Consider the following 22,291-nt stretch of genomic DNA (forward strand, 5'->3'; position numbering starts at 1 on the left):
TTCAAATTTATTGGTGAAGGTGAGTAATCCTACATGAAGATTGCCATTGCAGGCGGTTCCGGGTTTATCGGACAGCATTTGATTCGATATTTTTTGGAACGGAAAATATCCCTGATCCTCATATCGCGTCAGCGTCGTGCGTCCAATCATGCGTTAATCCGCAATGTAACCTGGTCGGACCTGAAATCCGACGTTAAGGTGATGGAGGGAACCGATGTTATCGTGAATTTGGCCGGGGAGACTATTAACCAGCGATGGACGAATGCAGCGAAAGAACGGATTCTGCAGTCGAGACTCGAATCCGTAGCACAAATAGCCGATATCGTATCACGAATGGAGAAGAAGCCCGAAGTCGTTGTGAACGCATCCGGCATTTCCATCTACGGAACATCGGAAACCGAATCGTTCGTAGAGCACAGTGAGCCGCGTGTCATGGACTTCCTGTCCGGAGTGGTTCAACAGTGGGAGGAAGCAATGAAGCAGATTCGGGGTACCCGTCTCGTGAAGCTGCGGCTCGGTCTCGTTCTGGGGAACGACGGAGGCGCATTCCCGCGGATGCTGCTGCCGTATAAGCTGGGCGTCGGAGGAAGAATAGGCAGCGGCAAGCAGGTGATGTCCTGGATCCATATTCATGATCTATGCCGTTTGATCGAGTTCTGTATACAGAACGACGATATCATAGAGCAAGTGAACGCGACGGCTCCGCATCCGGTGACTAACGACGAGTTCGGCCGGACATTGGGCAAAGTGCTGCATAGACCGCATTTGTTTCCGGTGCCGGGGTTTGTCATGAAGCTGCTGTTCGGAGAACTGTCGACACTGATATTGGAAGGGCAAAAAGTATTCCCTTATTTGGCGACCGAATACGAGTTCCATTATCAATTTCCATATATCGATATGGCGCTGCAAGATCTTGTAGGCAAAAAAAAGGCGTTGAAATGAGCGCAGGCTTGGCTTGTAGGAAGAGGTGGATTGCATGATAGCGTACGGCTCCGTAGATATTCGAGAGCTGAGATTTATGAATATGCGCTCGACCATCGATTTGCGCGACGAGCAATGGATCGATGTGGAGGTCCGGTTTGATCTGCCGGATCGTGGCGAATTGCCCGAAGATATTAGTGACTTGAGCGCGCTGCTTATCTGTACGTACTCCGGCGATATCGTCCAGATCGTTCCTCAGGACGAAGGACGCGATTGCGAGTATCAATTCACGGAAGCGGAGAAAAACCAGCTGCGCGATTATTACGAGCGGCAAGCGAAGCAGAAGCTGCTGAGCGCTGCGGGAATTTAGCTCAGGATAATAGCGCGGTGGAGTGCAGGGCTTGATTTCCCTTGATTTCCCTTGTTTTGCCTTGCTGCAAAGGCGCCTATAGAAAAGGAAAAAGAAGATTGGGCATGAGAGCCTCAATCTTCTTTTTGTTTATTGAGCGCAGCTTTGAGAGCATCCCCAAGGCTGGACCCGATATTCACATTATCGCTGAATTGTTGAATCATTTGCTTGCTGTTCCGTTTGGCGGCTTTCCCGCCTGCGCGCGATTCGTCATTCAGCATCTCGATCACGTTGCAGGATCGGCATTGCGCGTATTTCCCGGCTTTGCCGGTATGGATTTCCATCTTTTTATGGCATTGCGCACATCTCTTATTGGAGAGCATCGGCTCGCCCGCCCGTTTGTACCCGCATTCCCGGTCGATGCAGACGAGCATTTTCCCTCGCTTGCCCTTGATTTCCTGAAGTGCTTTGCCGCATTCCGGACATTTGGAATGAGTGAGGTTATGAGGCTTGTACTCGGTCGTGCTGTTCTTAACCTCGCGAACCATCGATGTCGCCTGCTCGCGTATCCCTTGAAGGAAAGTCTTCATATTGCCGTTTCCTTTGGCAATTCTCTCCAGCTCCTGTTCCCAGCGGGCCGTCAATTCCGGCGAACGGAGCGTTGGAGCCACAAGCTCAATAAGCTGGGCGCCTTTGCCGGTAGGCTGGAGCGTGTTCATCTTGCGCTCGATCGTATCCGTCTGAAGCAGCTTCTCGATGATGTCGGCGCGGGTGGCCGGCGTACCGAGGTTATTCTTTTCCATCACCGATAGCAAGGCGGCTTCCGTATATCGGGCGGGAGGCTGAGTCTGGCGCTTTTCCAAGCTGCACTGGGCTTCACGAAGCGTTTCGCCGAGCTTCAGCGCCGGCAGCGATTGCCGCTGCGAATCGAGCTCATTGTCCTCATCCTGATCGTTATCGGAGGACGTTGATGCCGTGTCCTGACCGTAGAGAGCTTTCCAGCCGGCATCCTTCGTAACCCTGCCTTTGGCATAAAAACGCTCTCCGCCCAGCTCTACTGTCACAGAAGTCTCGTCATAGCGGAATACGGGATAAAACAATGCGATGAAGCGGCGCACGATCAAATCGTACAGTTTGCGCTCATCCGCACTCAGCGTATGAAGAAGAGGCGCTTGCTCCGTCGGGATGATGGCATGGTGATCGGACACTTTGCTGTCATCGACAATCCGCTTGGTAACCGGCAGCGGCTTGCGGAGCAGCGGCTTGACGAGTGGTGCATACGGCTGCACCGTAAGACTTTCTAGACGCGCCGGCAGGGTCGATACCATGTCCGAAGTCAGGTAACGCGAATCCGTCCGCGGATAAGTAACCAGCTTATGCTGCTCATACAGCTTCTGCAGCACGTTCGACGTCTGCTTGGCAGAGAAGCCGTACTTCTTGTTGGCGTCCCGCTGCAGCTCCGTCAAATCATAGGCCAGCGGCTGCGGCTCGGTCTTCTCGGATACTTTCAATTCCGCTACGACAGCCTTGCTCTTCTGAAGACGCTGCACCATGGCGTCTGCCGCTTCTTTATCGTACCAGCGTCCGTCCGGCTGCTGCTTGCTGCGCCACCACGCCTGGAAGCCCGGAAGCTGGGCCTTCAGCAGCCAGTAATCTTTGGACTGGAAGCTTCGAATTTCCTTCTCTCGATTCATCAGCATCGCCAGCGTAGGCGTTTGTACGCGCCCTGCAGCCAGCTGTGCATTATATTTGCACGTCAGCGCCCGCGTCAAATTGAGTCCGATCAGCCAATCCGCTTCTGCGCGGCAAACGGCGGATTGGAACAACGCATCGTAATTGCGTCCCGGCTTCAGGCTGGCGAAGCCGTCGCGGATCGCTTTATCGGTTTGGGACGAAATCCACAAACGCACAAACGGCTTGCGCCAGCGAATGAGCTCCATAATCCACCGGGCTACGAGCTCGCCCTCGCGTCCGGCATCCGTGGCGATAATGAGCTGCTCCAGATCGCTGCGCTGAGCCAGCTGCTGAATTGCCCGGAATTGAGGCGTCGTTTCCTTGATGACCTTCAGCTTCATCCGCTCGGGCAGAAGAGGGAGATCTTCGAGATTCCATGCTTTATATTTGGCATCGTAATCCTCGGGCTCGGCTAACGTGACCAGATGGCCCAGCGCCCAGGTAACTACGTGCTTGGGACCTTCCATGTAATGCTTTTGCTTTTGGTTGCAGCCTAGGACCCGCGCTATTTCTTTAGCGACGCTCGGCTTTTCGGCAAGTACAAGTGATTTCATAACGGGATTAGGGACTCCTTTGTCAAATGTTGTTGAAATGTACCTAATACTTTCCTAAAAAATCGGTGATACGATGGGAGGAAAGCTGCTGAGAGGTGAGCCGTATGACCAAAGATTTGATTGTCAATTTGGCATTATTAACCGCATTTATTTTTTTGTCAAGCAGACTGCTTAAACCGGCGGCACCGCTTGGCCTGAACGACAAGGCGTACCGATGGAAGGTAGGAGCGCTGCATGGCCTATTCGGCATCGTGCTCATGTATTTCAGCGTCCACATTGACAACGTAACCATATTGGATTTCAGGCAAATCATTATTTTGGCGGCGGCGCAATTCGGCGGCATTCACGCTTCCCTGCTGTCAGGCATCATTATCGGGTTAGGCCGAATCACGTTGTTCGGCGGGATGAACAAGTCGTCCCTCACCGCTGCGGCAACGGCCTTGATCGTCGGAGCGGGCAGCGGAATCATCGCCCATTACATACAACATTACTGGAAAAGATGGATGATGTCCATTTTCATGAGTGCTTTGGTCATATCGGGAAGCCTCTTCTGGCTGTTCGACATGAATCCGGCCAGCCATATTATCGTGTCCTTCACGACGTTAATAACGCTCGGCGGACTCTTTGTCGCCGGGTTGATCCGACATTTGCACAATGCCGACGAGCTGGTCGTTCAGCTGGAGCGAAGCGAAGCAAGGTACCGGCGGCTCGCGTCTTTGCATGAAGCGATTTTTCATGCCCCTTCGGATTTGGCATTCCTTGTTACGGATGAACGCGGGAAGGTCACGATGTTCAACAGCGGAGCGGAGAAGATGCTGGGCTATCGGGCACAGGAGACGGTGGACAAGCTGACTGTCGTGCTGCTTGCGCAGGATCGGGAGATCGCGCTGGTGCCCGAAGACGAAGCCGGGTATGGGGAACGGCCGAAGTATAGGAGTATCGTTCCTACGGCTCCATTGATGGAGACGGAGATACAAGGGGAAGCAGCGGAGAAGGAATGGACGTTCACGAAGCAGGGCGGCCAATCGATCGATGTGAGCGTGATGTTCAGCCATGTCAGAGAAAATGGCAGCAGCTTGAACAGCTACTTATTGGTTATAACGGATGTGACCCAGAAAAAGCTCGCAGAAGCGAAGCTGATGGAGGCCAACCGGATGCTGTGCCAATTGTCAAGATTGGACGGACTGACGCAAATTCCGAATCGTCGCTCCCTGGACGAATCGCTGAGGGAGTGCTGGGATCATGCCGTTAGCCATTCGCAGGCGTTATCCTTCATTTTGCTGGATATCGATTATTTCAAACGATACAACGACACGTACGGTCATTTGGGAGGAGACCAATGCCTAAAGCAGGTGGCTGCGGCCATTGCAGCGTCCGTCCGGCAGGAGAACGATTATCCGGCCCGGTATGGAGGCGAAGAATTCGCGGTTATCCTGCTTGCGACCAAGCTGGAGCAAGCGATGCAGGCTGCAGAGAACATCAGGGAGGCTGTCGCAGCCTTGCACATTCAGCATATCGGCTCCAAGGCGGGGCAGCATCTCACGGTCAGCCTGGGAGTGGCCTCGATCATTCCGTACCCGGGAGCGGAGCCGCAGGATATCGTGTCGATGGCCGACAAAGCGCTGTACCGCGCAAAGCAAGAAGGAAGGAACCGTGCGTGCCGCTATCATCCTTAAGTTATCCATAAGTCATTCGGAACGCGTGGAGATGCACCGCCACCTTAGCTTTATCCTGCTTCGTTTCGGCAGCAGGGAGTGTGCCAGGTCATGATCATTTCCAATACAGCTCCCGGTACTCCGTCGGCGTCATGCCTTCTTGTTCAAGAAACCTTTTGTTAAAATAGCTTGTGCTGGGATAGCCGGCATCCAGAGCGATCTGCCGAATCGGCAGGTCGCTTTTTTCCAATAGCCACTGCTTGCTGATCTGCAGCCTGCATAACGTGACGAACGTCATGGGGGTCATTTGCGTAACCTTCTTAAACAGCTTGCAAAAGTAATAAGTGCTGATCCCGGCCTGCTGGGCCCAATAATCAAGCTCGAACGGCTTGCATGCCTCCTGCTGGAGCAGAGGGAGCAGCTGAACAATCCGGTCGGTCGTCTCCATGCTTTTATTCGAAGTAAGCGGAGCGGCTTGATTGACGAACTCGGCGATAACGGAATAAGTCAAAGTCGACAGCCTGGTGAGCTGGAAAAAGGTGTTTTCCTCCGCTTCCAGCAGCAGATCGTGCAATGCCTGCTCCAGAGGCTTCCATTGGCGGAGGGTCCATAGATGAGAGCGGTGCAGGCCGCTTTCCAACAAATAATCCTTCACCTTGGAGCCGTAAAAATGAACCCAGCGGACGTCCCACGGATCATCCGGGCAGGAATAGTACGATTGCTCCTGCAAGGGGAAATACAAGAAGGCGTCGCCCGTCTGCAATGTATATACCTCGTTGTCCGTCTCCAAATAGCCTTTGCCTCCGACAATCAGATGGATGCTGAAATTATTCAAGGCTCCTTCCTGGCGGGAAACCGTGTGTCCGGGCTCGTCCTTGTACCAGCCGACGGATTCGGGCAGGCAAAAGTATGCATGCTCCGTCAAGGTGGGGAGCAGCCGTTGTCTTCTCATTATTTTCAGCTCCAGTGATGACAATATTGTTATATCGATGTGCAAAAAGCTACTATTTTCATTTTAATTATAGTTCAATATAATAGCAATAAAGTACTACATATTCTTTCTTCAAAAAAAGGAGCTGGAATCGTAATGAGTCAAGGGAAATTGCGTTGGGGCGTTCTGGGATGCGCCGGAATTGCAAAAAGGGCGGTCATTCCAGGCATTCAACAATCGCAAACGGGTGAGGTTACGGCAATTGCCAGCCGTGACGAGCAGAAAGCGAGAGAGACTGCAGCGCAGCTTAACATTCCGAAAGCGTATGGAAGCTACGAGGCGATTTTGGCTGATGACACAATTGATGCCGTTTACATTCCGCTTCCGAACCATTTGCATAAGGAGTGGACAATCCGTGCGGCGGAAGCAGGCAAGCATGTGCTGTGCGAGAAGCCGATTGCTTTGAATGCGGAAGAAACCGAAGAGATGGTTGCTGCATGCGCCAAAGCAGGCGTGAAGCTGGCGGAAGCGTTCATGTACCGTCATCATCCGCGTTACGAGATGATTAAAGAGATTATCCGTTCCGGGGAGATCGGGACGATTCGGGGCATTCACGGAGCTTTCACCTTCAACAACGCGAAGGACGCGAACAATGTCCGCTACAAGCAGTTTATGGGCGGCGGATCCTTGTACGATGTCGGCGTGTATCCGATCAGCGCAGCGCGCTTCCTGCTTGAGCAAGAGCCGCAAGCCGCTACCGTTCATGCATTCTTCTCGCCGGATCATGATCACGTCGATATGATGGCAGCCGGCTTGCTGGAATTCCCTGACAGCGTAGCGCTGACCTTCGATTGCGGGATGTGGGCGGCAGGACGCAATGTGTTGGAGGTTATCGGGACCGACGGACGCATCGAAGTGCCTAGCGCCTATGTCTCCCGTCAAAATGCCGACGATCACTTCTTTGTCATCGCCAAGGGTGAGCGCAGAGAGGTAGCCGTTCCTTACGTGAATCAGTATGCGCTTCAGGCTGACGATTTGGGCCGTAGTGTTCTGGAAGGAACGCCTCAGCGGTTTGAGCCGTCCGATGCCGTTCTGAATATGAAAGTCATTGATGCTTGCTTGAAATCCGCACAAGAACGCGTACGCGTTGTATTGTCCTAAGGAGGAGCCGTATCCATGGAAACCATTCAAATTCAAGGTTCGCGTAAGCCCGTATCCAACCTGATTCAAGGTACTGATTTTTTCACTCATGACGTATACGATACCGTCTGCAATGTGTTGGACAATTATTTCGAGATCGGCGGCAACACGATCGATACGGCGCATATATATTGCGGCGGGCAAAGCGAAGAGACGATCGGCAAATGGATGAAAGAGCGGGGCAACCGGGATCAGGTCGTCATCTTGACCAAAGGGGCTCACCATAATGCGGATGGGCCGCGCGTGAATCCCGAAGCCATCGCAAGCGATCTGGCTACAAGCTTGAAACGGCTCGGAACCGATTACATCGATTTGTATGCCCTTCACCGGGACGATGTGGAAGTACCGGTGAAGGTGATTATCGACTGCTTGAACGAGCATATTCAAGCGGGACGCCTTCACGCGATCGGCGCCTCCAACTGGACGCACGAAAGAATGCAGGAGGCGAACGATTACGCCGCCGCCAACGGCCTGCAGGGCTTCACCTTCAGCAGCCCTAACCTGAGTCTTGCCAAGCCGAACGAGCCGCATTGGAAAGGCTGCGTATCGGCCGACACGGAAACCTGCGCCTGGCATGAGCGGACACAGATGCCGCTGTTGTCCTGGTCCTCGCAGGCAAGAGGCTTCTTCACCGGCCGATTCTCGCCGGAAGTGCTGGACAACAAAGAGATCGTGCGCGTCTATTACAGCGACGCGAACTGGGAACGCCTTCGCCGCGCCCAAGAGTTGGCGGCGCAAAAGGGAGTCTCCATGATCCAGATTGCTCTGGCTTATGTGATCAATCAGCCGTTCCCGACGGGGGCGCTGATCGGAGCGAGAGACCGCTCCGAGCTGGAATCCTGCCGTGACGGCGCGCTGATCCGGCTCACTCCGGAGGAGCTTCACTGGCTCGAGCATGTATAAATAGAAGAAGCACCCCGCGTTCGGGGTGCTTCTTTGCTTGTTCGTGCGGGAATGGCGGCCTAGGCGGCTTCCCGAGCGGAACCGATCGCTCCACGTGTAATTCGTGGAATCACGATTTCGCAAGCGGCTAGTTGCCCTTGCGGTGCTGCTCGGTCGGCAGCGCCTTTTCGGGATGGCCGCTTCCTTGCTGCTTGCGGTTTTTTTCGTCTTTTTGCTGGGTGTCGTGAAGCTTGTTAACCCAACTGGTCGTATCTCCGGTTAAGTTGTCATTCATAGGGAAAGAACCTCCTTTCACGGTTCGTAGTATGCCCGACCAAAACGGTAATTATTTCAACGCATGGGTTCGCGAAATGCCTGCTGCCGCTTGCTTCGGTCTGTGTTCTATCTGCCATGAGCCGCTGTTTTTTATACATTTTCGCAAAATTCCTGTATAAGTTATCCCTTCAGGGTGTGTTATCATTATAGTGTAGATCGTTGAAAGCGCTTAAATGTAATGGAATGGGGGCAAAGCAGATGATGGGTCAATCCGGTTCGCTGCCATTGAACGTATTGGTTGTAGATGACGAGCTGCCGCTTCGTGAGGAGCTTCGATCGTTTCCATGGCGGCAGCATCACGCCGAGCTTGTAGGTGAAGCCGAGAACGGCGAAGAAGCGCTGGACCTGTGCCGCAAGCTGACGCCGGATCTGGTTATAACCGACATTACGATGCCGGTCATGAACGGACTGGACTTGTTCCGCAGCATCAAACAGGAATTTCCTTATACGCAGGTCGTCGTGCTGACATGCCACAGCGATTTTGAATATGCGCGGGAGGCATTGAAGTGGGGCGCATTGGAGTATTTAATCAAAGTGTCGCTGCTTGATTCCGACATGGTTCAAGTGCTGGATAAAGCCCGGCTCGCGATAGCGCGAGAGCGCAATCACCGCCACAATGAGTCGGACCGCCTGCGATGGGACATCTCCAAATGGCTCACGCATTATTCAGGCATGGAGGTGCTGGATGGCGGCATCGAGCGTGAGGATACCGGTCCCCTGCAGCAGTGGGGCGTAAAGTGGCCGGCGACTATTGTGCGGCTGTGCGTCTGTGTCCGGGAGGCCGATGAGCTGTATGTCCAGCGTGAGCTGCAGTCCTTACTGGGAGAATGGAGAGGCACAGAGGGATTCATCCGCCACTGGATTCCATTGGAGAGCATGAACTATTTACTTTTGGCGGAGCGTGAAGAGTCACCGTCCCGAGCGGAGCTTTTGTCAAAAGTAAAGGAGTTTCTAGCCAAGCTTCAGGAGGAAATGGAGCGCAGGCTGTCTTATATCAGCGACGCAATCCGCTATTATGCTCTGCTGGGGCCCGAGATCGACGGCTCAGACAGCTTGCTGCGTTCAGCAGCCGGAACCCAAATTCCGGGTGGCGTCTTATTTTACGACCGGTCGGGAACGGTCTACGACATCGAGCGGGGCTTTCAGAGCGGCACCCGGGATGCAGCGGATAAAGAGAAGCTGACGACATCGATCCGTAAAGCGGCGGCTTCCTCCGGACAGCTGGCGCAATTTTTCCGCCAATCGTTCCCTACATGGGCGGAGCAATGCCGCCCGGAGCCGGAGCAGCTTAAACGGTGGATACTAAAGCTCCGCACGGAGTGGTCCAAGCCGGAGGAGGAAGAAGGCGGAGCCGATGATGCGGCTTCGATGCACAGCATATTGCTGTCTCCAACGCTCGAAGAATTAACAGCGCATATATCGAGAGAGCTGGAGAGCGTTCCGGTCTCACAAGGCAAATGCCGCAAGGAGATTGTCCTGGCGAAGCAGCGGATAGCCGATCGGCTTGCGGAGCCGATCACACTTACGCAAATTGCGGAGGATGTCGGACTGAGCTCGTTTTACTTCAGCCGTCTGTTTCGGGAGGAAGTGGGGGAGTCGTTCAACGAGTATGTGACGCGGCTTCGGATGGACAAAGCGGTGCACTTGCTGAAATCAACGACATTGAAAGTATATGAAGTAGCCGAGCAGGTTGGAATTCCAAGCTACCGATATTTTTCGGTTCTATTCCGCAACCGGACCGGGGTTTCTCCGACGGAGTACAAGAAAGGTTGAATGCGATGATACAACGGGGACTTCGATGGATTAACGGCTGGAGCATGGCGATGAAGCACTTTCTGTTTCTGTTTATGGGAACGTCAGTGCTTTTTGGTCTGCTTGCATGGAACAATTTGCAGGATGCGGAGCAGCTGTTCCGCAAGCAGGTGCTTTCGGACGCACAGATTATTATCGACCGGACCAATTTGTATTTGAACGCCTATTTGGACAATGTACAGAACATTTTGCTCCTGTTGTCTACAAGAGACGACCTGCTTGACGAAGGGCACGAGGAGGAGGCGGTCCGTGTGCTTCGCCAATATGCGGAGAAGAACAGCACGCTGTACCGAACGTTGTACCTTGTCCGCTCCGACGGCAAAGCGCTGTCCAATACGCAGGTCTATTTGGATATTATCGGAAATCCGTATTTGACCAAGCTGTATTCGCAGGCGCAAAGAAGCTACGGCGTCTTCATCAGCGAGCCCTACGAATCCCCCTTGTCAGGCAGAACGGTAGCCTTTGTCCTTCCTATTCATTCCAAATCAGGGGGAGCCATGAAAGGCATGGCTGTCATCGAAATCGACCTGGTGAAGCTGACGAATACATTGGCGCAGTTCATGAATTCCAAGGATCAGACGTTTACGATCATTACGAACAAGAGCAACGTCGTCAATACGTACGATTCCAGCTGGCCGCTGTTTTATTACACGCTGCTGCCTTACGACACGACGATGTTCCCTCCTGAATTGAAGGAGGACTTCGTAACGGAAATTAGTGATTTGCCTATCGGGATTACCGAAATGGATGGAGCCAAAGATAAGCTCATCGCCGTCAAATCGGGAATGAACCGGCTTGGCTGGTATTTTATCGCGTTCATAGAAGACAGCTTCTTTTATCAAAACGTGATCATTTTGTACAACAACTATAAGACGGCGGCGCTCGTTTGGCTGTTGATTTTGCTTGTGAGCTCGTATATGATGAGCCGCTTTGTTACGTATCCGGTGCGGAAGCTGGTAGCCAAAATGGACCGGGTGCACGATATGGAGGTGCTTCCCACGATATCCGTTCAGCAGGACGATGAAATAGGCCGGCTGGCCAAAAGCTACAACGCGATGATGGAACGGATTCATCACCTGCTGACCGAGACGAGAGAGATGGAGCAGCGAAAGAAGCAGTATGAGCTCAAAATGCTGCAAAGCCAAATCGCGCCGCACTTCTTGTACAACACACTCGCATGCATCAGCAGTCTAGCCAAGCAGCGAAAAATTGACGAGGTGAGGGAAACGATCCGTTCCTTGGTCGGCTTGCTCTCGTTCAGCTTCGACAAGAGCGATGAGTTCGTCAGCCTGGAGGAGGAGCTGGAGGGCTTACGAATGTATGCTCATATTCAAACGGTCCGCTACGGCAATAAGTTTACGATTGAGCGTAGCATCGACCCATTATCTCTTTCTTGCAAGGTACTGAAGCTGACGCTGCAGCCTTTGGTGGAAAACGCGATATTTCATGGCATTGTACCGAAAAAAACGGAAGGACTCATCAGCATTCGAACCGTGGTTCGCCGGGGAAGATTGTACATTTATCTGCGCGATAACGGCGTGGGGATGAGCGGAGAGCAGCTCGACGGCGTATTCGCCGAACGCAGAAAAGCGCCCAGCAAGCACCGGTTTACCGGTATCGGAATCATGAATGTCCAGGAGCGGATTCAGCTGCATTACGGGGCGGAATACGGCCTTCGAATTTCGAGCATCCCTCAGTCGGGCACGTTGATACGCATCGTCCTTCCGGTGCAAAGCGTCGAGGAAATGAAGGTTAGCAACAATTGAAACACTTTCGCAGGATCACTGCATATCTCTCGTTGTAAGCGCTTGCTATACTACAAATATAGAAATGCTAGCCGCTGACAATGGAGAAGAGGTGATCAATGTGGAGCAGCAATGGACCGCTCAAGACTTGCCGGCGTCCCAATCGGGAGTGGCAAAGTCGAAGTGGCCGGGAAAGCAGATTTGGGCCTTTCGGGCCTTCTACGCTATGCTACTGCCCGGGGTGCTATATTACGTAATTTTCAAGTATATCCCGATGTACGGCGTCATTATTGCGTTCAAAGATTTTCAAATGCTCGAGGGCATTATGGGGAGCCCGTGGGCAGATCCATGGTACAAGCATTTTGAGCTGTTTTTTAACTCGCCATATGCTTCGCAGCTGATGGTGAACACCATCCTTATCAGTGTATACAAGCTTGTCTTCGGGACGATACCGCCGATCCTGATGGCGCTGCTGCTTAACGAATGCCGTGTCCGCTGGTTCAAGACGGTCGTGCAGACGCTGACGTATATGCCCCATTTCTTATCGTGGGTCATCATTTACGGTATCCTGATAGCGCTGTTGTCGCAAAACTCCGGTCTGCTTAACCGGTGGATCGAAGAAGCGGGAGGGCAATCAATCGGATTCATGACCTCCCTCGATTATTTCCGGATCATCCTCGTCGGCTCGGAAATATGGAAGGATCTGGGGTGGGGCGCGATCATCTATTTGGCGGCGATGACCTCGATCGACCCTACGTTATACGAGGCGGCGCGAGTGGACGGGGCCGGCCGGTTACGGATGATATGGCACATTACGCTGCCGGGTATCCGGCACGTGATCGTGCTGCTCCTGATCCTGAAGCTGGGTCACATAATGGATGCCGGCTTCGATCAAATCTACATTTTATACAACATTCAGGTCTATCAGGTCGCCGATATCTTGGACACCTGGGTATTCCGTACCGGCCTGCAGCAGTTAAACTTCAGCCTGGGCGCGGCTGTAGGGCTGTTCAAATCGCTGATCGGCATGGCGCTCGTGATCGGTTCGAACCATTTGTCTAGAAAGTGGGGTGAAGGCATATGGTAAAAAGCTTCGAGGAGCGTTTGGTCGACACGGTAGTTTACATCATCCTCGGCCTCGCCGGCTTGGCGGCGGTATTCCCGCTCATGTACGTCGTGTCCGTATCGATCACCCCTTTCTCTGAAGTATTGAAAAACGGCGGCTTCATCCTGATCCCCCAATCCGTCACCTTTACCGCCTATCACAAGCTGTTTACCGAATCCGCCATTCCGCGGGCCTTTTGGGTGACGATCTTCATTACGATAGTTGGAACCGTTATCAATCTCGTATTGACCGCACTGATGGCCTATCCGTTGAGCAGGAAAGCATTGCCGGGACGATCCATGTTCCTGATGTTGGTCGTCTTCACGATGCTGTTCAGCGGAGGCATTATTCCGACGTATCTTATCGTCAAATCGCTCGGATTGATCGATTCCGTGTGGGCGATGATTTTGCCTAATGCAGTGTGGAGCTTCAATGTGCTTGTGATGAAAAGCTTTTTCGAAAATTTGCCCGAGGAGCTGTTCGAATCGGCCCGAATGGACGGAGCCAGAGAGTTTCGCATCTTGCTTCAGCTGGTCGTCCCTTTATCGGTTCCTTCGCTGCTCACTATCGGCTTGTTTTATATGGTAGGTCACTGGAACGAGTTTTTTCAGGCGATCATGTACGTGACCGACCGCACGCTGTTCCCGCTGCAGGTTGTCATCCGGGAGCTGTTGATGCTGACCCAGCAGCCGCTGGAAAATGCGGAGAACATGCTGCCTACCGAGACAATGCAGATGGCTTCGGTCGTGACGGCGAGCTTGCCCATCATTGTGATTTATCCTTTTATTCAAAAGCACTTTACCAAAGGGATGCTGCTTGGTTCAGTCAAAGGTTGAATGACGGTCAGCCTGAGACGGACTGCAGCCGGACCCGGGCGACCGCTTCAATATAACAAGAAAGAAGGGGATTTCAGTGAACAAAAGAAGCCAATTCGCAGGGCTGCTTGCATTGTTGATGCTGGGGGGCGCTACATTGGCGGGATGCTCCGGCGGCAAGCCGGAGTCAACTACCGCTTCTGGCGGCAATACCGGGACGAGTACACCAGGCAAGCCGGTCAAAATCGACATTATCGAAACCGGCAACGGCCTGCCTTCGCCGGATCAGGACATTATCAAGCAGGAGCTGGATAAAGCGCTGGGCACGGATTTGAACCTGACCGTCTACGCTTCCGGCGACGATTACAAGAACCAGCTGAATGTGCGCATGGCGTCGGCCAATTTTCCCGACTTGTTCGGAGTGGACCGGCAGCAGCTCAAGCAGTTTTCCGAGCAGGGTCTGCTTCTCGATCTTACGCCTTATATGGATAAGCTGAAGCCGGCCAAAGATTTCATCGGCGAGGAAAGCCTGAAGAAAGGAACGATGAACGGCAAAGTATTCGCCATCGCCAAATCGCCGACGATTCCGTACAATACGTATTTCATCCGCAAGGATTGGCTCGATAAATTAGGGATGAAGCTGCCGACGACGATCGAGGAGCTGCTGGAGGTGGCGAAGGCATTCAGCGAGAAAGACCCGGATGGCAACGGGAAGAAGGATACGATGGGGATTACGGGCCAAAAGCTGGATACGTTCAGTACCGTATTCGGTGCATTCGGGGTCGGATTCGAGGGCGGTAGTCCCAGCATGTACCTCAAGGACGGCAAGCTGGTGAACGCGTTATACGATCCGGGAATGAAGGATGCGCTCGGCTTTATTAAGAAGCTGACGGACGCCGGAGCGGTCGATCCCGAGATCATGGCGAACTCAGGCTTACAGCACCAGCAAAAGGCGATTAAAGGGCAGGCAGGCATCATCTATATCGATTGGCCGAACATGACCAAGGATCAATTCGTCGAGCAGATCAAAGCTGTGAACCCCAATGCGGAATGGGTGCAAATCGGGGCGCTGAAAGGACCGGGAGGCCAGTTCGCGAGCGCATGGGACATCGGGAAAACCGCGGGCTTGTATGCGATTCCGAAAGCACTGGAGAAAAATCCGGAGAAGCTGCAAAAGGTATTCGACTTGATCAACTACGTCTCCGGCAAAGACGGCTCCAATCTGGTTCAGTACGGCGTCAAAGGCAAGCATTACAATGTGGAAGGCGGCAAAATTGTACCTACCGATCTTATGGGCAAAGAAGGCGGATATTTCTGGCTGTATCAATTCACAGGGCGGCCCGAAATGGATTACTTGCAGGTGAAATTCGCCAAGCAGGCTTCATCCATCGAATTTTCCAACAAACAGCCGCGAATTCAATCGCTCGTAGGGTTTGTCGATTATCCGACGGGATACAACGCAGCGGACGCAGGACGATATATCGAAGAAGAGCTTGCCAAGTTCGTGTACGGCAAAAGACCGCTTAGCGAATATGACGCTTTCCTGAAAACGCTGGAGGGGTCTATGAATTATAAAGCTTACTTGGATGCGGCGCAAAAGCAGCTGAAGGATCTGGGGTATTTGAAATAACCAGTGTTCCGGCAAAGAAACAATAAGAGTAGAGAGGGGAAATTCCAATGAGTTCGTCATCGCTTTCAATGGATCAATTAACGGAGCAGTTTCAAGAGCAGGGCTATTTGCTGCTGCGCGGCGTGCTGTCGCCTGAGAAGGTCAAACGGCTGAATGCAGCCATCGACAGCATCATTGCAGAGGAGCCGGAGGCACTTGCCTACAACATTTATAACAGTGTAGAGCGTCATGAGGAGATCGCCTCCCTCATCGACGAGCCGACCATACTCCCGCTGATGGTCCAGCTGCTCGGCTATAACATTCAGCTGCACATATCGCACTTGACGATCCGCAAGCCGAATCCTAACGATGAGCAGACGACCTCTCAGAGCTTCATCAACTGGCATCAGGACGGCCCGCACCCGCAATTCCCGCGTATTAACGGCATTACGTCCACATATTACATCAAGAGCTGCTACATTTTGAGCGATATGTCGCAGCCGGACCGGGGCAATACGAAAATTGTTCCCGGTTCGCACAACCGTCCGTTTCAGCCTGATCACCACAACGTGAACGATAAGCTGCCGGGGGAAATCCAAATTTGCGGCGAGCCGGGGGATGTGTTCCTATTTGCACAGAACTTGTGGCACGCCGGAGCCCCGAACCGTTCCTCGTTTACGCGCAGGCAGCTGTTCCTGGGATACAGCCCGATCTGGGTACGCCCAATCGATTACAGAACGGCTTCGGATAAGCTGCTTCAAGGCGCCAGCCCGGAACGCAAGCAGCTGCTCGGCGTCATTGACGACAATCCGTTCAAATATTACGTCCCGAATGACTCCATGGTCCCTTTGAAATCGTATTTCAAAGGCGATGCCGGAAAAGGCGGGTACGCTCATTAAGCGATGGCGGGCGTGAATGAGGGGTTAATTTTCAAAATATACATTTCTAAACAAGCTTGCCGACCGGCTGACCGAGCCGGCCGGTTTTTTGTCATTTCGGGGAATAACTGGCGGTAAACCGCGCCGAAAGCCGCTCCTGTCGTGGTGTTCTATCCCTGTAGATGGTATAATGACAAAAAAAAATAGAATGTTTTGGAAGCGAGCTGATACGGGGAATGAACCCTCGCGAACTATTCGGCGAAATCGATATTTATTTATTCGACCAGCTGTTGAAAGGCCGGATTGCCGAAGACATGAGAATATTGGATGCCGGCTGCGGCACCGGCCGGAATTTGACTTATTTTTTGCGCAGCGGCTATGAAGTGTATGCGGTGGACCGGTCGGAGGAAGCCATCGAAGCGGTCCGTAAGCAAGGGCGTGCTTTGGCCGCGGACTGGTCGGACGATCAGGCGAGAGTGGAAACGGTTGAGAAAATGAGCTTTGCCAACGACAGCTTCGAAGTCGTCATATGCAACGCCGTCCTTCATTTTGCTGCGAACGAAGCGCACTTTCAACAAATGGTGATGGAGCTGTGGCGCGTGCTTCGTCCGGGCGGGCTGCTGTTTGTGCGACTGGCGTCATCAATTGGCTTGGAGAAGCTCCTTGTGCCGCTAGGAGATTACCGCTACAAGCTGCCGGACGGAACGACCCGCTTTCTTATCGACGAAGAGCGGCTCGTCAAGATGACCGAGAAGCTGCAAGGCATGATGCTGGAGCCTATCAAGACGGTCAACGTCGCTAATGAACGGTGCATGACAACCTGGTGCGTGAAGAAGCCGCACATCCTGTTTTTTGACCCGATTGAGGAAGGTCCTGCGGACAAATAGAGACATAAGATAGGAGAGAGAAACCGATGAAATTAAGAGTTTCCGCTGTACAATATCATCTGCATACGATCGCAAGCTTCGAACAATTTGCCGCCCAGGTAACTCATTATGTGAAAACGGCTGAAGAATTCGAAGCCGATTTCGTGTTATTTCCCGAGCTGTTCACTACCCAGCTGATGTCCATAGGCGGCGGCAAGCGGCATCCGGAAGCGCTGACGATCGAAGAGCTTCCTCAATATACGGAGCAGTATAAGGAGCTGTTCGTTTCTTTGGCACGAAGCACGGGCATGCATATTATCGGCGGCACCCATATTGTGGAGGAAAATGGGAAGCTGTACAATACCGCCTTTCTGTTCTATCCTGACGGTCGAATCGGAGAACAGCGCAAACTGCACATTACGCCTACGGAAGTAAAGGAATGGAATATGGAGAAAGGGGATGCGCTGCACCTGTTCGATACGGAGAAGGGGCGCATTGCCGTGCTGATATGCTACGACATGGAGTTTCCGGAAATCGTTAGAATGGCGCGTGCCCGCGGAGCCGACGTAATCTTTTGTCCATCCTGCACGGATGACCGCCATGGCTTCCACCGCGTCCGGTATACATGCCATGCCAGAACAATCGAGAACCAAATCTACGTAGTAACTACCGGAACGATCGGCTCTTTGCCGACGGTCGATTTTATGCGGGGGAACTACGGGCAGGCTGCGGTCATAACGCCGAATGATGTACCGTTTCCTCCTGCAGGCTTAATGGCTGCAGGCGAGATTAACCATGACATGGTTATTACGGCGGATTTGGATTTAAGCCTCCTGCATCAGGTGCGCGAGAAAGGGTCTGTGACCACATGGCGCGACCGCAGAACCGACCTGTACACTGATTGGAGCTGACAAGGGGGGAGTCCGGTGTATCGCAAACAGCTGTATGTTTTTGATGAGGAGCGTCCTGTCCAAGCCGTTGTGCGTTCTTATACCGAAGCGGATTTCGCCGATCTGATTCATATTCAGCAGGAGAGCTTCCCGCCGCCGTTCCCCTCGGAGCTATGGTGGAATGAAGAACAGCTGACCAATCACACTACGCTTTTCCCGCAAGGGGCCTTGTGCGTCGAGATCGGAGGGCGTGCCGTCGCCTCCATTACCGGTCTGCTCGTCGATTTCGACCCGCAGCAAGCGGATCATACTTGGGAGCAGGTGACCGATCACGGCTACATACGCAATCATAATCCGGACGGGAACTCGTTATATATCGTCGATATTTGCGCGCTGCCGGAATACAGAAAGCTGGGCCTTGGGAAGCTGCTCATGCAATCCATGTACGAGGTTGTTGTTGAGCTAAAGCGGACAAGATTGCTCGGCGGAGGCCGGATACCGGGCTATCATCGGCATGCTTCTACCATGACTGCAGATCAGTATGCCCAAGCGGTTGTCAAAGGCGAACTGAAAGATCCGGTCATGACCTTTCTGCTGCGCTGCGGGCGCACCCCTGTTAAGCTCGTCGCCGATTACCTGGAGGATGAGGAATCGCTGAATTATGCGATGCTGATGGAGTGGCGGAACCCTTTTATGGAACATTAAGGAAACGATGTTTAATTCTACTTCAATAGGAAAAACTGTATGGGGTACATTCAGACTATTGAAGGAGTGCACAACATGAGAAAATTGATGAATCGCGGAGCTGTTCTTCTTAGCTTCACGCTCCTACTGACGTCCGGCTGCGAATGGAGAACCGTCGCTACGAATGTGATGGCCGGCCATAGCCACCCGGGGCATCAGGAGGAGACTGCAGCAGAAGGGACCCCTTCCGGATCCGCGGACGAGGGAAGACACGAGCCTTCCGCCGTAGAGAAAACGATCGACATGATTAACAGCAAGGGAGTCAAAATCGGAACCGCCAAGCTCTCTCAAGTTGCGGAGGGAGTGAAGTTCCAGGTGGATGTATCCGGCTTGACCGCCGGCAAGCATGGCATTCACATCCATCAAACCGGAGTATGTACGCCTCCTGATTTCAAAACCGCAGGCGAGCATTTTAACCCGGAAGGCAAGCAGCATGGCTTTGATAATCCGAAAGGCTATCATGCCGGTGATTTGCCGAATCTGGAAGTTGGCTCCGACGGCACGGCGAGGGCGGAATTCGTTGCTCCCAAGCTGACCTTGGAGAGCGGCAAGGCGAACTCGCTGCTGCAGCCGAATGGCACCGCGCTGGTCATTCACGAGAAGGTGGACGACTATAAGACGGATCCGTCCGGCAATTCCGGCAACCGCATTGCATGCGGCGTCATCAAGTAGACGTTATTTGCTTGAAGATGAGCATTGTCGGCAGACGGAACCTGTGATACGATGAAAAGAACCCGCCTTAGGGGCTGATAAAGCCAATGGGGTGGGTTTTTATTTGTCATGGGGGAGTCTGAAGATGAAATTTGACGTCGAATATATATCTTTCTTTGTCATCCAGGTGGATGGGGAGGACAATCAGGGAAACAAACGGTGCAAGCACTATCAAACGCTGGATGGAGACGACTATGCGGAAAGCGAGCTAAGCTCGTTTCTGGGCAGCGAGTTTACGAAAATCGCCAAGCGGAACGCGGAACGGAATCCGAAGGCGGAGCAGGTTCCGACGAAGATCGGCCGTTTTGGCGCCGAGCCGGGCTACGATCTGGACAGCAACCCGAACTACAATTTGTTTGCGAGGCTGCGTACAGCGGAAACGATGGATTTGTTCCAGGAGCATGCCGAGGCAATGGTACAAGCCTATATGGACACGAGCGCTATTCGCGGAGGAGCGGTATTCATCGTCCGCGCTAAGTATAACAAGCTGTTCGACGAGCCGTTTATTTTTGTACTGAAATGCGATTTCGAGCAAAAAATCGCGCGCATTACGGATGAGCGAAGCCTTCTGAACAAAGTAGAAATGGCGATAAACGCCAAGAACATGAAATCGATCATGTACCCGCACATGCCGGAGGAAGGGATGCTGGAGCTGTGGGAGCTGAAAATTCATCAGTCGTCGCATGCCCGGTATTTCGAGGACTTCCTGAAATACGTCGAATATGAAAAATCGATGCCGGAAATGATGAACGAGCAGGTGCTCGGCTTCGTCCATCAATATATCGATCAAGTATTCGAGGATAACGAGGAGGCGAAGGAACGGGAGACCCAGGAGATGGAGCTGTGGGCGTGCAGCGAGCAGCGCGAGCTCCAGCAGAAATGGACGCCGGAGCAGGTCGTGGAGGCATCCAATATATTGATCGAGCAGAAGCCGGATATCGAAATGAAGCTGAAGCTCGGAAATATGACCGTCAAAGCGCTGCTGGCCGATTTCGGGGATCGCCTTCATATCGCCAAAATGGGCAGCCGGTACGTCATCGTGATGGAAGGCGACGGCTTGCTGTTCGATAAAGGCATATCTCCCGTGGAGCTGCTGGATCCCGAACCGTTGGAGCAAATTGTTGAACGGATCCAACGCAAGGCCGAAGAGGAAGAAGCGGTGGAGGTTTGGTAAAAGCAAGCAGTTTTGAACATATATGACTAAAGGGGGAGAGGAGCATGCTGGAAGCCGTAATTTTTGATATGGACGGAGTGCTGATCGACAGTGAACCGCTGCATTTCCTGGTGGAGCAGCAGGCATTCGCGAAGCTGGGACTGCCGGCGACCAAGGAGGAGCTTGATCTGTATGTAGGGATGACCAATCCCGACATGTGGGCCAAGGTAAAAGAGAGGCATGGTGTGGAGCTCCCTTTGTCCGAGCTGATCGAATGGCAGGTGGAGATGAAGCTGTCTGCGCTTAAGAAAAGCGAAGAACAAGCTATCGACGGCGTTACCGGGCTGCTGGAGCAGCTGAAGGCGGGCCGCATAGCCGTAGGGTTAGCCTCCTCATCGCCGAAGGTGTTTATAATGGCCGTGCTGGAGAAGCTGGGCATTTCGGAATATTTCGATTGTGTGGTCAGCGGCGAGGAGGTGCCGAAGGGCAAACCGGAGCCGGATGTGTTTCTGAAAGCGGCCGAGCTTCTGAACAAGCCGCCACATAGCTGTGTGGTTATTGAGGATTCGCGCAACGGGACCCGGGCGGCCAAAGCGGCGGGGATGAAATGTATCGGATTTCAAAACGTCAATTCGGGAGAACAGGACCTGTCTGCAGCCGACAAGATCGTTCATTCGATACGTGAGATTACGCTGCCGGTTCTCGAAGCGCTGTAACAGGATCAGGAGGGATGGAAATGGCTTTTCATGATGTGTTAACTAGCGAGGAGGAGCTGAGGGAGCTGCTCGGCTATCCGAGCGACGTCGTAACGCGCAAGGTAATAGGCGCTATGGATGCGCATTGCAAGGATTACATAGCCCAATCACCGTTTGTGATGGTGGCCACTTCCAATCAGGACGGCTCCTGCGATGTATCTCCTCGAGGCGATGCACCCGGCTTTGTGCTTGTTCTCGACGATCACCGTCTTGTCATCCCGGAGCGGCCGGGCAACCGCAGAATCGACTCCTTACGCAATATTATATCGAATCCGCATATCGGGCTGATCTTTCTGATCCCCGGTATGGAGGAAACGCTCCGCATCAACGGCCGTGCCTATGTAACTAGGGATGAAGAGCTGCTGCAGCAAATGCAGGCCATGGGCAAAACACCCCAATTGGCTATAGGCGTTGTGGTGGAGGAATGCTATATGCACTGCGCCAAAGCCTTCAAGCGTTCCGGCTTATGGAATGCCGGCAGCTGGCCGGCCAAGGAGGAGCTTCCTTCCGCAGCTCGGATTATTGCGGCGCATACGTCTTTGGACGAGTCGCAGATCGTCCGGGGTTTGGAGGAAAGCTACACGAAGCGATTATATTGATGAAAGTGCAGGAAAAAGGTGTCCCGGTCTGTGCCGGGACACCTTTA

General features: G+C 53.0%; 21 protein-coding genes. 18 read left to right on the top strand and 3 right to left on the bottom strand.

The window, feature by feature from the left end:
* The first annotated feature begins 33 nt into the window (after positions 1–33).
* Positions 34–942, top strand: a complete 909-nt coding sequence (locus DVH26_RS15785; protein ID WP_239634694.1) for a TIGR01777 family oxidoreductase — start codon at positions 34–36, stop codon at positions 940–942.
* Between the two features lie 34 nt (positions 943–976).
* The gene (locus tag DVH26_RS15790; protein WP_239634697.1) at positions 977–1,291 is read left to right on the top strand and encodes a hypothetical protein; all 315 of its coding nucleotides are present in this window, start codon (positions 977–979) and stop codon (positions 1,289–1,291) included.
* A gap of 113 nt (positions 1,292–1,404) precedes the next feature.
* On the opposite strand, the gene DVH26_RS15795 is transcribed toward DVH26_RS15790, so the two are convergent.
* Positions 1,405–3,558, bottom strand: a complete 2,154-nt coding sequence (locus DVH26_RS15795; RefSeq protein WP_239634699.1) for a DNA topoisomerase III — start codon at positions 3,556–3,558, stop codon at positions 1,405–1,407.
* Between the two features lie 104 nt (positions 3,559–3,662).
* Between DVH26_RS15795 and DVH26_RS15800 the strand changes: the two genes are divergently transcribed.
* Positions 3,663–5,234, top strand: coding sequence for a diguanylate cyclase domain-containing protein (locus DVH26_RS15800; RefSeq protein ID WP_239634701.1), 1,572 nt, complete (start codon positions 3,663–3,665; stop codon positions 5,232–5,234).
* Positions 5,235–5,328: 94 nt separating this feature from the next.
* Here DVH26_RS15800 and DVH26_RS15805 read toward each other — a convergent pair whose 3' ends face one another.
* Positions 5,329–6,165, bottom strand: coding sequence for an AraC family transcriptional regulator (locus DVH26_RS15805; protein ID WP_239634702.1), 837 nt, complete (start codon positions 6,163–6,165; stop codon positions 5,329–5,331).
* Between the two features lie 135 nt (positions 6,166–6,300).
* On the opposite strand from DVH26_RS15805, the gene DVH26_RS15810 reads away from it, so the two are divergent.
* Entirely contained in the window at positions 6,301–7,305 is a 1,005-nt protein-coding gene (locus DVH26_RS15810) for a Gfo/Idh/MocA family protein (protein ID WP_239634703.1), read from the top strand.
* Positions 7,306–7,320: 15 nt separating this feature from the next.
* Positions 7,321–8,247: an aldo/keto reductase gene (locus tag DVH26_RS15815; protein ID WP_239634704.1), complete on the top strand. Its 927-nt coding sequence runs from the start codon at positions 7,321–7,323 to the stop codon at positions 8,245–8,247.
* A gap of 127 nt (positions 8,248–8,374) precedes the next feature.
* Here DVH26_RS15815 and DVH26_RS15820 read toward each other — a convergent pair whose 3' ends face one another.
* Positions 8,375–8,521, bottom strand: coding sequence for a DUF4023 domain-containing protein (locus DVH26_RS15820; RefSeq protein ID WP_239634705.1), 147 nt, complete (start codon positions 8,519–8,521; stop codon positions 8,375–8,377).
* Positions 8,522–8,760: 239 nt separating this feature from the next.
* On the opposite strand from DVH26_RS15820, the gene DVH26_RS15825 reads away from it, so the two are divergent.
* The 13 genes from DVH26_RS15825 to DVH26_RS15885 all read left to right on the top strand — a co-directional run bounded on the left by DVH26_RS15825 (position 8,761) and on the right by DVH26_RS15885 (position 22,244).
* On the top strand, positions 8,761–10,335 hold the full coding sequence (locus tag DVH26_RS15825) for a response regulator transcription factor (protein ID WP_239634706.1): 1,575 nt from the start codon (positions 8,761–8,763) through the stop codon (positions 10,333–10,335).
* 5 nt (positions 10,336–10,340) lie between these two features.
* Positions 10,341–12,140, top strand: coding sequence for a cache domain-containing sensor histidine kinase (locus tag DVH26_RS15830; protein ID WP_239634707.1), 1,800 nt, complete (start codon positions 10,341–10,343; stop codon positions 12,138–12,140).
* Positions 12,141–12,240: 100 nt separating this feature from the next.
* Positions 12,241–13,206 (top strand): ABC transporter permease, encoded by a 966-nt coding sequence (locus DVH26_RS15835; protein ID WP_379451440.1) that lies wholly within the window; start codon positions 12,241–12,243, stop codon positions 13,204–13,206.
* Positions 13,200–14,060, top strand: a complete 861-nt coding sequence (locus tag DVH26_RS15840) for a carbohydrate ABC transporter permease (RefSeq protein ID WP_239634709.1) — start codon at positions 13,200–13,202, stop codon at positions 14,058–14,060. Before DVH26_RS15835 ends, DVH26_RS15840 begins: the two co-directional genes overlap by 7 nt.
* 118 nt (positions 14,061–14,178) lie before the next feature.
* Positions 14,179–15,669 carry an extracellular solute-binding protein gene (locus DVH26_RS15845; protein WP_379453533.1) on the top strand — a complete coding sequence of 497 codons (1,491 nt, stop codon included), beginning with the start codon at positions 14,179–14,181 and terminating at the stop codon, positions 15,667–15,669.
* 47 nt (positions 15,670–15,716) lie between these two features.
* Positions 15,717–16,547 carry a phytanoyl-CoA dioxygenase family protein gene (locus DVH26_RS15850; protein ID WP_239634713.1) on the top strand — a complete coding sequence of 277 codons (831 nt, stop codon included), beginning with the start codon at positions 15,717–15,719 and terminating at the stop codon, positions 16,545–16,547.
* 215 nt (positions 16,548–16,762) lie between these two features.
* Positions 16,763–17,413 (top strand): class I SAM-dependent methyltransferase, encoded by a 651-nt coding sequence (locus DVH26_RS15855; RefSeq protein WP_239634715.1) that lies wholly within the window; start codon positions 16,763–16,765, stop codon positions 17,411–17,413.
* Positions 17,414–17,439: 26 nt separating this feature from the next.
* Complete coding sequence (locus tag DVH26_RS15860; RefSeq protein WP_239634717.1) at positions 17,440–18,303, top strand: carbon-nitrogen hydrolase family protein; 864 nt, start codon at positions 17,440–17,442, stop codon at positions 18,301–18,303.
* A 15-nt stretch (positions 18,304–18,318) separates the two neighbouring features.
* Entirely contained in the window at positions 18,319–18,987 is a 669-nt protein-coding gene (locus tag DVH26_RS15865) for a GNAT family N-acetyltransferase (protein WP_239634719.1), read from the top strand.
* Positions 18,988–19,062: 75 nt separating this feature from the next.
* Positions 19,063–19,698 (top strand): superoxide dismutase family protein, encoded by a 636-nt coding sequence (locus tag DVH26_RS15870; RefSeq protein WP_239634720.1) that lies wholly within the window; start codon positions 19,063–19,065, stop codon positions 19,696–19,698.
* 124 nt (positions 19,699–19,822) lie between these two features.
* Positions 19,823–20,911 carry a DUF3900 domain-containing protein gene (locus DVH26_RS15875; RefSeq protein WP_239634722.1) on the top strand — a complete coding sequence of 363 codons (1,089 nt, stop codon included), beginning with the start codon at positions 19,823–19,825 and terminating at the stop codon, positions 20,909–20,911.
* Positions 20,912–20,955: 44 nt separating this feature from the next.
* Positions 20,956–21,606, top strand: a complete 651-nt coding sequence (locus DVH26_RS15880; protein ID WP_239634724.1) for an HAD family hydrolase — start codon at positions 20,956–20,958, stop codon at positions 21,604–21,606.
* Between the two features lie 20 nt (positions 21,607–21,626).
* A complete protein-coding gene (locus tag DVH26_RS15885; RefSeq protein ID WP_481857594.1) occupies positions 21,627–22,244 on the top strand; it encodes a pyridoxamine 5'-phosphate oxidase family protein in 618 nt (205 codons plus the stop codon).
* The last annotated feature ends 47 nt before the right edge of the window (positions 22,245–22,291 follow it).

It is taken from the genome of Paenibacillus sp. H1-7, assembly GCF_022354825.1.
GTDB lineage: Bacteria > Bacillota > Bacilli > Paenibacillales > NBRC-103111 > Paenibacillus_S.

Bases quoted from the DNA above. Each gene is read 5' to 3' on its own strand.
- DVH26_RS15785 (WP_239634694.1), top strand. From the start codon at position 34: ATGAAGATTGCCATTGCAGGCGGTTCCGGGTTTATCGGACAGCATTTG.
- DVH26_RS15790 (WP_239634697.1), top strand. From the start codon at position 977: ATGATAGCGTACGGCTCCGTAGATATTCGAGAGCTGAGATTTATGAAT.
- DVH26_RS15795 (WP_239634699.1), bottom strand. From the start codon at position 3,558: ATGAAATCACTTGTACTTGCCGAAAAGCCGAGCGTCGCTAAAGAAATA.
- DVH26_RS15800 (WP_239634701.1), top strand. From the start codon at position 3,663: ATGACCAAAGATTTGATTGTCAATTTGGCATTATTAACCGCATTTATT.
- DVH26_RS15805 (WP_239634702.1), bottom strand. From the start codon at position 6,165: ATGAGAAGACAACGGCTGCTCCCCACCTTGACGGAGCATGCATACTTT.
- DVH26_RS15810 (WP_239634703.1), top strand. From the start codon at position 6,301: ATGAGTCAAGGGAAATTGCGTTGGGGCGTTCTGGGATGCGCCGGAATT.
- DVH26_RS15815 (WP_239634704.1), top strand. From the start codon at position 7,321: ATGGAAACCATTCAAATTCAAGGTTCGCGTAAGCCCGTATCCAACCTG.
- DVH26_RS15820 (WP_239634705.1), bottom strand. From the start codon at position 8,521: ATGAATGACAACTTAACCGGAGATACGACCAGTTGGGTTAACAAGCTT.
- DVH26_RS15825 (WP_239634706.1), top strand. From the start codon at position 8,761: ATGATGGGTCAATCCGGTTCGCTGCCATTGAACGTATTGGTTGTAGAT.
- DVH26_RS15830 (WP_239634707.1), top strand. From the start codon at position 10,341: ATGATACAACGGGGACTTCGATGGATTAACGGCTGGAGCATGGCGATG.
- DVH26_RS15840 (WP_239634709.1), top strand. From the start codon at position 13,200: ATGGTAAAAAGCTTCGAGGAGCGTTTGGTCGACACGGTAGTTTACATC.
- DVH26_RS15845 (WP_379453533.1), top strand. From the start codon at position 14,179: ATGCTGGGGGGCGCTACATTGGCGGGATGCTCCGGCGGCAAGCCGGAG.
- DVH26_RS15850 (WP_239634713.1), top strand. From the start codon at position 15,717: ATGAGTTCGTCATCGCTTTCAATGGATCAATTAACGGAGCAGTTTCAA.
- DVH26_RS15855 (WP_239634715.1), top strand. From the start codon at position 16,763: ATGAACCCTCGCGAACTATTCGGCGAAATCGATATTTATTTATTCGAC.
- DVH26_RS15860 (WP_239634717.1), top strand. From the start codon at position 17,440: ATGAAATTAAGAGTTTCCGCTGTACAATATCATCTGCATACGATCGCA.
- DVH26_RS15870 (WP_239634720.1), top strand. From the start codon at position 19,063: ATGAGAAAATTGATGAATCGCGGAGCTGTTCTTCTTAGCTTCACGCTC.
- DVH26_RS15875 (WP_239634722.1), top strand. From the start codon at position 19,823: ATGAAATTTGACGTCGAATATATATCTTTCTTTGTCATCCAGGTGGAT.
- DVH26_RS15880 (WP_239634724.1), top strand. From the start codon at position 20,956: ATGCTGGAAGCCGTAATTTTTGATATGGACGGAGTGCTGATCGACAGT.
- DVH26_RS15885 (WP_481857594.1), top strand. From the start codon at position 21,627: ATGGCTTTTCATGATGTGTTAACTAGCGAGGAGGAGCTGAGGGAGCTG.